At 71.6% G+C, this 11,222-nt stretch carries 15 protein-coding genes; 6 read left to right on the forward strand and 9 right to left on the reverse strand.

The window, feature by feature from the left end; translation table 11 throughout:
- Positions 1–66 precede the first annotated feature (66 nt).
- The gene (locus tag ACFOVU_RS29040; protein WP_378538667.1) at positions 67–477 is read right to left on the reverse strand and encodes a nuclear transport factor 2 family protein; all 411 of its coding nucleotides are present in this window, start codon (positions 475–477) and stop codon (positions 67–69) included.
- Between the two features lie 188 nt (positions 478–665).
- On the opposite strand from ACFOVU_RS29040, the gene ACFOVU_RS29045 reads away from it, so the two are divergent.
- The gene (locus ACFOVU_RS29045) at positions 666–1,055 is read left to right on the forward strand and encodes a VOC family protein (RefSeq protein WP_378538668.1); all 390 of its coding nucleotides are present in this window, start codon (positions 666–668) and stop codon (positions 1,053–1,055) included.
- A gap of 265 nt (positions 1,056–1,320) precedes the next feature.
- Here ACFOVU_RS29045 and ACFOVU_RS29050 read toward each other — a convergent pair whose 3' ends face one another.
- A complete protein-coding gene (locus ACFOVU_RS29050; RefSeq protein ID WP_378538670.1) occupies positions 1,321–2,217 on the reverse strand; it encodes a DMT family transporter in 897 nt (298 codons plus the stop codon).
- A 275-nt stretch (positions 2,218–2,492) separates the two neighbouring features.
- Between ACFOVU_RS29050 and rnhA the strand changes: the two genes are divergently transcribed.
- A complete protein-coding gene (rnhA, locus tag ACFOVU_RS29055; protein WP_378538671.1) occupies positions 2,493–2,972 on the forward strand; it encodes a ribonuclease HI in 480 nt (159 codons plus the stop codon).
- An 84-nt stretch (positions 2,973–3,056) separates the two neighbouring features.
- Here rnhA and ACFOVU_RS29060 read toward each other — a convergent pair whose 3' ends face one another.
- The 3 genes from ACFOVU_RS29060 to ACFOVU_RS29070 all read right to left on the reverse strand — a co-directional run bounded on the left by ACFOVU_RS29060 (position 3,057) and on the right by ACFOVU_RS29070 (position 4,721).
- Positions 3,057–3,437, reverse strand: a complete 381-nt coding sequence (locus tag ACFOVU_RS29060) for a hypothetical protein (protein ID WP_378538672.1) — start codon at positions 3,435–3,437, stop codon at positions 3,057–3,059.
- 24 nt (positions 3,438–3,461) lie between these two features.
- Positions 3,462–3,884, reverse strand: a complete 423-nt coding sequence (locus tag ACFOVU_RS29065) for a hypothetical protein (RefSeq protein WP_378538674.1) — start codon at positions 3,882–3,884, stop codon at positions 3,462–3,464.
- A 234-nt stretch (positions 3,885–4,118) separates the two neighbouring features.
- Positions 4,119–4,721, reverse strand: coding sequence for a TetR/AcrR family transcriptional regulator (locus ACFOVU_RS29070; protein ID WP_378538675.1), 603 nt, complete (start codon positions 4,719–4,721; stop codon positions 4,119–4,121).
- 67 nt (positions 4,722–4,788) lie between these two features.
- Here ACFOVU_RS29070 and ACFOVU_RS29075 point away from each other — a divergent pair, with 67 nt between their 5' ends.
- Positions 4,789–5,598, forward strand: coding sequence for an MBL fold metallo-hydrolase (locus ACFOVU_RS29075; protein ID WP_378538676.1), 810 nt, complete (start codon positions 4,789–4,791; stop codon positions 5,596–5,598).
- 41 nt (positions 5,599–5,639) lie between these two features.
- Here ACFOVU_RS29075 and ACFOVU_RS29080 read toward each other — a convergent pair whose 3' ends face one another.
- Positions 5,640–6,242 (reverse strand): HEAT repeat domain-containing protein, encoded by a 603-nt coding sequence (locus tag ACFOVU_RS29080; protein WP_378538678.1) that lies wholly within the window; start codon positions 6,240–6,242, stop codon positions 5,640–5,642.
- Positions 6,243–6,335: 93 nt separating this feature from the next.
- A complete protein-coding gene (locus ACFOVU_RS29085) occupies positions 6,336–7,220 on the reverse strand; it encodes an alpha/beta fold hydrolase (RefSeq protein ID WP_378538679.1) in 885 nt (294 codons plus the stop codon).
- Positions 7,221–7,400: 180 nt separating this feature from the next.
- On the opposite strand from ACFOVU_RS29085, the gene ACFOVU_RS29090 reads away from it, so the two are divergent.
- From ACFOVU_RS29090 to idi, 3 genes are all read left to right on the forward strand, one after another.
- Positions 7,401–7,742: a VOC family protein gene (locus tag ACFOVU_RS29090; protein ID WP_378538681.1), complete on the forward strand. Its 342-nt coding sequence runs from the start codon at positions 7,401–7,403 to the stop codon at positions 7,740–7,742.
- Positions 7,743–7,839: 97 nt separating this feature from the next.
- Positions 7,840–8,382, forward strand: a complete 543-nt coding sequence (locus tag ACFOVU_RS29095) for a hypothetical protein (RefSeq protein ID WP_378538682.1) — start codon at positions 7,840–7,842, stop codon at positions 8,380–8,382.
- 169 nt (positions 8,383–8,551) lie between these two features.
- Entirely contained in the window at positions 8,552–9,118 is a 567-nt protein-coding gene (idi, locus tag ACFOVU_RS29100) for an isopentenyl-diphosphate Delta-isomerase (protein WP_378538687.1), read from the forward strand.
- Positions 9,119–9,185: 67 nt separating this feature from the next.
- Here the strand turns inward: idi and soxR are convergent, their stop codons facing one another.
- Entirely contained in the window at positions 9,186–9,686 is a 501-nt protein-coding gene (gene soxR, locus ACFOVU_RS29105) for a redox-sensitive transcriptional activator SoxR (RefSeq protein WP_378538688.1), read from the reverse strand.
- Positions 9,687–10,301: 615 nt separating this feature from the next.
- Positions 10,302–11,222: polymorphic toxin-type HINT domain-containing protein (locus ACFOVU_RS29110; protein WP_378538684.1), on the reverse strand; the 921-nt coding region annotated here is incomplete at its 5' end.

The raw sequence follows: 11,222 nt of genomic DNA on the forward strand, positions 1-11,222 counted from the left end.
CACAGCAGCGGCCCCGGCCACGGAGCGGCTCCCGGGCACCGGGAGCGGGCCGGCCCGGGGGCCGGATCACCCGGCCTGCTGCGGCTCGTTGTGGTAGAAGACCTCCTCGCGCGCGATCCGGCCGCCCACGACGGTGTAGAGGCACATCTTCACGGTGTCGGCGCGGTGGCCGGTGGGGACGTGGACCTGGTCGAAGGCGAACCGGACGGCGAAGCGGTCACCCGAGACGAACGGCCCCTGGACGTCGACGCCGCGGATGTCGTATTCGGCGGTGAGCCGGGCGGCGTTCGCCATGATCGCGTCGAGGCCGCGGATCTCGCCCGCATCGCCCGTGCCCTCCAGCGGCGATACCCGGACCATGTCGGGCGCCATCAGCTCCCCGGCCCGGGCCAGGTCCCCGCCCCGGAAGGCCGCCACGTAGGCGTCGGCCACCTCGTCCGCGCCGGTGGGTGTCTGCGTCTGCTGCTGTGTCGTCATCGTGGATCCCCCCTGATCGCTGCGCCCGCGCCGTCCGGCTCGGGAGGGGCGGCCATGGCGGTCGCCCGCACCGATGATCGGAAGTGAACCGCGGTTGAGGTCAAGGCGGAGCCGAGCGGGTCGGCCCGGCGCAACCGGCACCGGGGAACACCGGCGATCCGGAGGCGTCCTGGTCTAGGGTCGATCACATGGTCGACGTGCTGAGCAGCCGGATCCTCATCCGCCCCACCGACCCCGAGGCCAGCCGCGCGTTCTACCGCGACGCGCTGGGGCTGTCGGTCTTCCGCGAGTTCGGCACCGGGCCCGAACGCGGGACCGTGTTCTTCCTCGGCGGCGGCTTCCTGGAGCTGTCGGGGCGGGCCGAACGCGCACCCGACTCCGGTGACCTGCGGCTGTGGCTCCAGGTCCCCGACGCCGAGGCCGCCCATCTCGACCTGCTCGCCCGCGGCGTCACCATCCTGCGCGCGCCCGCACGCGAACCGTGGGGCCTGATCGAGATGTGGATCGCCGACCCCGACAATCTTCGGATCTGCGTGGTGGAGGTCCCCGCCGACCACCCCATGCGCCACCGGCCCTGACCCGGCCGTCGCTGCGGACGGCGCCCACCCTGCCGATTCCGGCTCGTCCCCGTTAAGTGCGCGGCGAGGCCTCCGGGGCGGCGATGGGGAGCTGGAGGCGGGCCAGCGCCTCGCGCGCCTGCGGGCGACAGCGCAGTCGCCGACCCTGACGAGCGGCCGAAGAGCGAGGTCGGCCGTAGCAGGCATGACCCTGGGTCGGGCACCCACGAGGCCGCCAAGTCTTGTGGTGATCCTCCCGACCTCTTCGCCCGCCGACGCGGGGGGCTCACCGGTGCAGGGCGCCGACGCGGGGGCGGGTGGGCGTGCGGGGCACGTGTGGCGGGTCGGTGGTGGCCGCGAGGAGGTGGACCCCGCGGATGGCGACCATGCCGCTGATCACCGCGACGCCCACGCCCCACGACCCGCCCAGGTACTCCTCGCCCATCACCCCGATGCCGATGAGCACCGCGGCGACGGGGTTGGCCAGGCTCATCGTGGCCAGCGGCGCGCCCACCGCGACCCCGCGGTAGGCGGCCTGCGACAGCAGCGCGCCCGCGGCCGCCAGCGCGATGGTGCCCAGGGCGGCCGGGTGGGTGAGGGCGTGGAGCGCCCCGCCCGCGGCGATCTCGTCGGTGAAGGTCTTGGTCAGGGCCGAGGCCGCGCCGAAGGCGATCCCGGCCGCCACGGCGTGGACCTGGCTGCTCCAGCGGGGCCGGGGGATGCGGTGGGCGGCGGCGATGAGCGCCCCCACGCTCAGCAGGACGACGGCCAGGACCGCCGCGGTCGTCGCGGGCGAGAGCGTGGACCCGCCGCTGGTGGGGGCCACCACCAGCATCACGCTCAGCGCGGCGACGGTGAGGATCGCGCCGTGCCATTCGCGCAGGGTCACCGGGCGGGCGGCCCAGCGTGCGGCCCACGGCAGTGCGAAGACCAGCGCCAGGGTGCCCAGGGGCTGCACCACGGTCAGCGTCCCGAAGGCCAGGGCGGCCACGTGCAGCAGCGCCCCCGCGGCGTTGAGCGCCAGGGCGGTCCACCACAGGCGGTGGCGCATGAGGGCGGTGAGCGCCCGCCGGTCGAAGGTGCCGCCGATCTGGTCGGCCAGCCGCCGCTGGGTGACCGCACCGGCCCCGTAGCACAGCGCCGAGACGACCGACAGCAGGATCGCCGTCCAGAAACCGCTCACCCTGCGGTCCCGGGACTGCCCGTGGGGAGGTGCGCCCGTGCGGCGGAACGACTGCGGGGAGGCGGGCCGGTGCGCCGCGGCGGCGCCGTGGTGTCCATGGCTCCACAATGACGCCGCGTCCACGGTCTGTCATCGGCCGTGCAACGTAGCGGGCCCTACGTCCCGAGGCGTACACCGGCCCCACGCGTCGCCCGCGCTCTGGCGGGGGCGCCGGCCTGCCGGGACTCGGAAGGGAGAACCGCCTGCGGCCCGTCCGGCGCGGTAGATTGCCCCGCGTGCGAACCAATGGAGAAGAGGAACCGGGCGGCGACGCCATTGAGATCTACACCGACGGGGCCTGCGCCAAGAACCCCGGCCCCGGGGGGTGGGGGGTGGTGCTGCGCTACGGGCAGCACGAGAAGGAGCTGTACGGCAGCGACCCCGAGACCACGAACAACCGCATGGAGCTGATGGCGGCCATCATGGCGCTGGAGAGCCTCAAGCGCCCGCTGCCGGTCCACCTGCACACCGACAGCACCTACGTGCGCGACGGCATCACCAAGTGGATCCACGGCTGGAAGCGCAAGGGGTGGGTCACCGCGAGCAAGCAGCCGGTGAAGAACGCCGACCTGTGGCAGCGCCTGGACGCCGCGGCCGGGCGCCACGACGTCGAATGGCGCTGGGTGCGGGGCCACAACGGCCACCCGGGCAACGAGCGCGCCGACGCCCTGGCCTGCCGGGGACGGGACGAGGCCCGCGACCCCGCCCCGGCCTGAGCCCACGGGGTCCCCGGCCTGAGCCCACGGGGTCCCCGGCCTGAGCCCACGGGGTCCCCGGGCGGCGGCCCGGGGATCGCCGGGTCAGCGGGCCGCTGTGGGCGTCCCGGGAGCGGTCCCGTTGCCGCGGACGACGGCGGTGAGGCCGAGCGCGACCGCGGCGGTCAGGGCGATGGCCGAGACACTGCTGCGCACCAGGGTCACGGCGGGCAGGAGGTCCACCATCCACGGCGTGAACACGGGCGGCGGATAGGTCGCCAGGAGGAAGCAGACCGCCCAGAGGAACTGGAAGAGGGAGACGAGGATCAGCAGCAGCCCGGCGGTGCGCACGAGCCACTTGCCCTGCGGTGCGCGTCCGGCCCAGATCAGGGCGAAGACGCCGATCGCCAGGGCGGTCAGGGCGATGAACCCCGAGCTGATCGTGCCGGAGAGCGCCGCGATGTAGGGGGAGGACATGGAGGTCATGATGTGGCTCCGTTGAGGGGAGGCTCAGCCGGCGGGCGGGGGAGAGGAAGGCGGCGGTGTGGGACCGCGGTGGGGCCCAGGCTGCCAGGGGACTCCGGGCGGCGGGAAGGGACCGGCCGGAGCCGGGCCGGCCGGGCTGACCAGGGGCGCGGGGACGCGCGGCCTGCGGCAGGCGGCGATGATCAGCAGCACGAAGGCGACCATCAGAACCGTGGTGAGGAGGATGCTCAGCACCATGGCCAGCAGGGGGGTCCCGGCGGTGACCGAGATCAGCACCCGGATCGATAGACCCATCTCCACGACGGCGTGCAGGAGGAACAGCACCATCGCGGTCACGGTGAGGCCGCGCCGGTCGCGGGGGACGCGAGAGGTGAGCGCCAGCCCGAGGGCGGCGACCACGAACAGGGGGACGCTGGCGATCAAGCCATAGGGGATCGATGACGACATCATAGGTAGGCTCCGGAGCGGGTCGGTGACCGGATACTTTACGGCCAGCCCCCGACGGAAGCACACCAGGCCCCTCGCGGGCACCGCCCGGTCCTCAGGCGGTCACCCAGCGCCACGCGGGGTTTCGCGGAAGCGCTCACTGTTCCCGGATGTGATCTTCGATCAGGCTGCTGCAATGCGGATAACGCCGGTCGAGAAGTCCTCGTCGACCTCGCCGGGAGCGCCGGACCCCGGTCAGGACTGGTCCAAGGCCCGTTCGATCGCGCGGCGGGCCCGGCCCGCCGCCGCACTGTCGTGCTGGAGCTGCATGGCCGTGTTCAGCGCCAGCCCGGCGGCGACGATCTCGAACAGCGCCTGGTCGATGTCGAACCCGGCGGGCAGCTCGCCGTTGTCCACCGCCGCGGCCAGGTCCGCGCGCAGCCGTCCCCGCCAGCGCGACCACACCTCGGCCACCGCGTCGCGGACCCGGCCGGGGCGGCCGTCGTACTCGGTGAGCGCCGCGGTCATCAGGCAGCCGCCGGGCAGCAATGGAGCCTCCAGGTAGCCCACCGAGTTGGCGCACACGGCACGCAGCCGCCGCAGACCCGGCGGCTGGGCCAGTGCGGGCTCGACCACCCGGTGCCAGAAGTCCACGAACGCCTTGTCCAGGGTGGAGATCTGAAGTGTCTCCTTGGTGCCGAAATGCTTGTGCACCCCGGACTTGCTCATCTCCAGCTCCCCGGCGAGCCGGCCGATGGTGATGCCGTCCAGCCCTTCCTCGGAGGCGATCTCGGCGGCGCGATCGAGGATCCGGCCCCTGGTGGCCTGCGCATCGGCGGCTGAGCGTCGCGGTGACATGCGACAAGGATAGCGTACGTTCGTTCGCTATTGATTTAGAGGACGGTCGTACGCTAAATTCCGGGTGGTGGTCACCGAGATGAAGGAGTGCGAGATGCGGGTGCGACGACTGGGCTGGGCCGGGGTGGAGATCGAGGCGGACGGCGAGCGCCTGGTGATCGACTACGCGCGGGACCTCTCACCGCTGTTCACGGGGTGGAAGCCCGGCGAGGGGCTGACGGTGCCGAGCGGGAAGGTCACCGCCGCACTGGTCACCCACCTGCACCGGGACCACACCGACGCGTCCGCGCTCGCGGACGTGCTGACGCCGGGAGCGCCGGTGCTGCGACCGGCACCCGGCCACGGCGACGACACCGACAACGTGATCACGCTGCCGGCCGAACGCGAACTGGCCCTTCACCGGCTGGCCGCCGAGGTCGTGGACGCCTGGTCCAGCCGCGACGTCGGGCCGTTCCGCGCCACCGCGGTCCCCGCCGTCGACGGGCTGGGCGACCCGCAGCTGAACTGGGTGGTGCAGGCCGACGGGCAGCGGGTCTTCCACGGCGGCGACACGATGTTCCACGGCTACTGGTGGCGCATCGCACGCCGGTTCAGCCCGTTCGACGCGGTGTTCCTGCCCGCCAACGGAGCGGTGGTCGACGCGCCGCACCTACAGCCGCCGAGCCCTCTGCCCGCCGCGATGGACCCGAGGCAGGCCGCCGCGGCCGCGGAGATCCTCGACGCCCGGTACGCGGTGCCGATGCACTACGAGCCGGAGCAGCCGGACAAGATCGCGGGCTACGTCGAGGTCTCCGACCCGGAGGGCGAGTTCCGCACACACGCCGGACGGCGCGCACACGTGCTGGCCGTCGGGGAATGGCTGGACCTGGCCACATGACCGGAAACCCCGCCGCGCCACACGAGTTTCCGCGGAACCGCTCACTGTTTCCGGATCTCGGCTTCGTCGAAGCCTTCCAGAAGGATCTCGGCGTTCGCCCGCACGTCGGGATCTTCGTCGCCGTCCCGGAGGGCGGTGAGCGCGGGCTGGTACTCGGCGTAGGGCGAGAAGGTGACCGCCCACACCGCGGTCTCGCGCACCAGTCGGTCAGGGTGCTGCAACGCGGAGCCGATCCGGGCGAAGAACTCCTCGTTGAACTCTTCGGGAGCGCCGAGCCCGGCGCGGAGCACGGCCCGGGCCAGAGCTACCGGACCGACGGCGCGATCCACCTCCGCGAGCAATTCCGCTGACCGCCATGTTTTCAACCGCGGTTCCACCAGGGCCTGCGCTCCCCGGACCGCGGCCGCGTCCTTGCCGATCACCATCACGTAGCTGTCCCCGGCGAGGTCGTCCTCCGTGTAGTGCAGCGCGAGCGCGGCTCCGGGCGGTGCCCAGAAGACGTGGTAGTCGATGCCTTCCTCCGGGTCCGCCGGGTCCACCCCCTGCCGAGTCCAGCCCAGCTCTTGCGCGAAGTCCTCGACTTCCGCCTCGGAGAATCGCTCGCGCAGGACCATGCGCCGGGTCCGGGTCCAGTCGGTGCCCATCAGGGGATCGAGTCCTCTCGTATGACGGTCGGCGACGTCGTGGTGGTGATGGAAACCCCGCTTCGCCGTGCCGCCGCGGGTTCTCCGCGATCGCTACGGGGATGCCAGATGGGTGCCGGCCAGGTCACGCAGGACGCCGGCGACGGTCGCGGGGGCCTCGAGCGGGGTCATGTGGCCGGCCCCGGGGATCTCAACGAGCCGCGCCGGGCCCGGGAGCAGCTGCGTCAGGCGGTGGGCGTGGGCGATGGGGGTGAGGCGGTCGAGCGTCCCGGCGACGACCGCCGTGGGGATGTCGAGGGCGCACACGCCGTGGTCCAGGTCGAGCGTCGACAGGACCCGCGCCCACCGGCGGCGCGGGACCGGCGGGCAGGCGTGCGCCATCAGCGCATACAGGCGGGCGACGTCGGCGGCGGCACCGGGCGCCATGGTCGCGTAGCGCAGCGCCGCACTCGTCAGCGGGGTGACGGGCCCGAGGGGCAGCGCCGACCCCAGGGCCACCCGGTGGGCCAGCGCGCTCAGCCGCGGGCGGCCGGCCACACCCGGCACGATGCGGCATCCGCCGAGCAGCCCGGCGCTGCCCGTGCTGATCAGCGCGACGGCGGCGGCGCGCGCACGGAACGCCGGCCGCTCGGAGGCGGCCATGAGCGCCATGCCGCCCATGCTGTGGCCCGCCAGCACGGCGCGGGTCCCGGCCGGGACCGTGGCCTCCAGGACCGCGCACAGGTCGTCGCCCAGGGCGCCGGTGCCGTAGCCGCCGCGCGCCGGGGCGTCGCTGCGGCCGTGGCCGCGCTGGTCGTAGCGGACGACGCGCAGGCCCGACCCCAGCCGCGTCACCAACGGGGACCAGAAGGGGATCGCGCAGGTCCAGCCGTGGGCGAGCACCAGGGTCGGCGCGGATTCGGGGCCGCTTACTTCGACGTTGAGGCGGGTACCGTCGGCGGACTCCACGCGCATCCTGCGGCGCCCGGAGACGGTCATCGGCCCTGCCCCTCCTCCCCTCGCCCATGGCCGGGGCGCCACCGCGGCCACCGGTGCAGGCGGCGCGGTCCGAGCCTAGTACGGCGCCCTTCGACCAGGGGCCGAACCCAGTGCGGGCGGCCGGGCGCGCCGGAGCCCGGGGAACCGGGCGGTGTCTCTGGAGGTTCGTAGGATCGCCGCATGGCTCTCGACTTGTTCGCAGGCATCCCGGTCGCCGACTACTCCGCGGCGCTGAAGTGGTACGAACGGCTGCTGGGCGCCGCACCGGCGTTCATCCCCAACGACACCGAGGCCGTGTGGGAGCTCGCCGAACACCGCTTCGTGTACATCGAGCACCTGCCCGGGCACGCCGGGCACGCCCGGCACACGGTCTTCGTCGGCGACTTCGACGCGCGCCTGGCGCAGATCGCCGAGCGGGGGCTCGACCCCGCGGAGCGGGAGACCTACGCCAACGGGGTGCGCAAGGCCATCTTCCGCGATCCCGACGGCAACGAGATCGGATACGGCGGCGCCCCCGTGTGAGCGCACGGCGCAGACGCGGCGCCGGGGAGTCGTGGAACGACCTGGGATGATCGGCATGGGCACACGCCATCCCGGAACCCGGACGTGAGGAATGCAGATGCACCCCGACACCCCCGCCTTCGACGACGTGGTCGCGGCGGTTCCGCTGTTCGCGCCGGTGGGGGAGGACCGGCGCGGCCGGGTCAGCTCCACCACCGTGGCGCCGGGCGGCGGGCCGCCCGTCAAGGTGGTGGTCGACTTCGGTTCGACACCGGAGGGGCCCGACAACGGGCCCGACCTGGAGATCGCGACCCGTGTCTGGGAGGGCGGCGACGGGGAGGACGGCCACGGCCCAGGGGAGCGCGACATCCGCGCGTTCTGCGCGGAGCGGGACCTGATGGAGCGGCGGATGCGCGACCCGCTGGCCGCACAGTCCTTCGCGCTGCCCGCCGACGCCGCCTGGTCGGCCCACGACATCGCGGTCGACGGGGCGGACGTGGCCTTCACCGTGCTGCGCACCTCCGCATCCTGGGTGGCGGCCGGCGCCCTGCCCGGCGGCGCCCTCGTCCGCGTATTCACCCCGGCGCCCGGTCCGGGCCCGGATGCGCTGCGGCGGATCACGGAGGCCGCGGAATTGGCGCCCGTCCACGGTCGCGGCTGAATGCGGACACCAAACGCACTTTTTATCCGATCAAATTGGACGGGAGGCGATAAAAGCGACTCCAAGCGCCGTGATTCGAGTGGTTGTCGCACCATCGGCGCGGGTACGCACCAGGTCAACGCCCGGGAAATCCTCTCTCCCGGTGGAAGGGAAAAACAACGTGGCTGAAATGGTCGTGCTGCTCGATGAAACCGGACGAGCCGTCTCATCATCGCCGAAATCGACAGTGCATACCGACCGGACGCCTTTGCATCTGGCTTTCTCCTGCTATCTCTTCGACGACCAGCGCCGGATCCTGATGACCCGCCGCGCCGCCCACAAGCTCACCTGGCCCCACGTGTGGACCAACAGCTGCTGCGGGCACCCCGCGCCGAACGAGCCGGTGGCCGAGGCCGTGACCCGCAGGCTCGACCAGGAGCTGGGGACCGCCGGCACGACGCCGGAGCCCGTCCTCCCGCGCTTCCGCTACCGGGCGGTCATGGCCGACGGAACCGTCGAGAACGAGCTGTGCCCCGTGTTCCGCGCCGTCGTGGACGGCCCGATCAAGCCCGACCCCGCCGAGGTCGCCGACGTGCGCTGGCTGCCGTGGAGCGACGTCGCCGACGGCGTGCTCAACGGCCTCTACGACGTCTCCCCCTGGTGCAAGGAGCAGGTGGCCGAACTCGTCCGCCTCGGCGACGACCCCCTCACTTGGCCCACCGCCTCGGCCGCAGAGGTGCCGTCCTCGATTCTGTGACCGCACGGTCCCCGGCGGGGACGCCGGGGACACCCGTCTCCCCGTCCCCCTGGGAACGGTGCTGGTGTCACGCCGCGCCGTCGCAGCGGCTGCTCTCCAGGCAGTCGGTTCCGGCGGCGGGCAGCAGCCGCCGCGGGCCTGGGCCCTCCTTGGCGAGCTCGTCGTGGGGGTTGGAGAGCACGCAGAGCTCCAGTGACAGACAGCCGCAACCGATGCAGCCGGTGAGGTCGTCGCGCAGCCGCTCCAGCATCCGGATGCGGGCGTCGAGCTTGTCGCGCCACTTCTCCGACAGCCGCGCCCAGTCCTCACGCGTCGGCGTGCGCTCGTCCGGCAGCTCCTCCAGAGCCTCGCGGATCCGGCTGAGGGGAATCCCCACCCGCTGCGACACCCGGATGAACGCGATCCGCCGCAGCGTATCGCGCTGGAACCGCCTCTGGTTCCCAGCGGTGCGACGGCTGCGGATCAGCCCCTCGCGCTCATAGAAGTGCAACGCCGACACGGCGACCCCACTACGCTCCGCGATCTGCCCGACCGTGAGCTCCTTCGACTTCCACGACACCTGCGTCATCGGACCCATCCTGATCATTGACCTCAATCAAGATTCAGGTTACCAAATCCGCCTGACCCGGCATCGCCACAGTTGAGATGCCGAGGCAGGCGGTCAGGCTGTTCGCATGAGTCGTCGAGGTCGATCCTCATGTGGTGGGCGCACGCCAGAGGTCATTGAATTCCCTTTCTGGGAAGGGTTGACCCCAGACCCTCCGATATTCGGATTTTCCATACTCGGAAAGTATGCGCTCACCCATTGACCTCACCGACTCGATGACGTCATCCGTTCGAAGACGCTTGGCCCAGCGGAGTCTTCCCCGCGACCATCGATCAGCCTCTGACTGCATGTCTTCGAATGCGACGATCTGAACGTAGACCTCTCCCTCCCGAGAAGCCCCGGAGAAGAAAATCCTGTTTCCTCCCGGCTCCTGTAGAAAGGTGGCGAACGTAGATCCGGATCCGATGTGAAGGTCGCGGGCTGATCGAAACAGGCTACCGAGCGCGTCACTCAAGTAGGATGCGTGTACTCTGACCTCCTCGTCGCCGGTCCGCCAGGTCCACATGGCCGATCCTGCTCCGAGGAGTCGCCAGCGCATGCTCGGGGAAGTGTCATGCTCCCGAACGCCCACTGCCCTCACCTCACAGGGAACGCGGTTCGAAGCGTTCCATCGGGATTGACCACCACCTGGAGGCTATAAAGATCCTCTGGCGGGTTTCCTTGCGTGGTGCCCACAGGGTAATCAAATTCCAGCGTGTGCACGGATCCGTCTCGACTCATCCCGGTTTCGGGGTCGGATGTGTTCGGCCTACCCTCGCTGTTCTGCACCGTTTCCTCGATGAGGTCCCCGATATCGTCGGGGTCATAGTAATCCTTGAACAGAGTGTTCTCCGGAGTGACCCCCGGGCTCCCAGAGACGTGTTCATCCAGTACATGCTGGAATCCGGGCCCCTCATAGAGTCGATCACAGTTCGCGTTGTGGACGAGTGCGTTCGCGGAGCCTGCACCCACGTAGTAGGTGTGCAGGTCGGCGATGGTGAGGTTGTGGACCTGCTGGGCCTGGGCGGTGTGGGTGTCGACGGCGGTGATCTGGGTCCAGGTGCCGGTGGAGGTGCGGAGCCAGGTTCCGGGTTCGAGGTCGATGGCGTCGACCCACTCGGCCTGCCCGGGGACCCAGAAGGGGTGGGCGTCGGTGGCGGTGAGGGTGCCGGTGGTGCCCTGGCCGTCGTCGATGGTGAGGGTGACGAGGGTCTTCTCGCCCGCGCCGGAGATGAGGTCGGTGACCTCGCGGGGGCCTTCCTCGCCCGTCAGCGGGTCGAAGGCCAGGACCTCGTCGCCGACGGCGACGTCCTCGATGGGCCGGGTGGTGCCGTCGGCGAGCAGGACCGGGGTACCGGGGACGAAGCTGTTGCCGGGCGTGCAGGAGGGGTCGTTCCTCTCCTCGTCCTCGCCGTTTCCGTCGCTGTCGCTGCCGTCCCCGTCGTTGTTGCCATCTCCATTGCCGCGGTCGTTGCCGCCTCCGTCGGCGATGTCGCCGAGGCGGTCGAGTTTCTTGCC

Source organism: Nocardiopsis sediminis (assembly GCF_042650565.1).
Classification (GTDB): domain Bacteria; phylum Actinomycetota; class Actinomycetes; order Streptosporangiales; family Streptosporangiaceae; genus Nocardiopsis_B; species Nocardiopsis_B sediminis.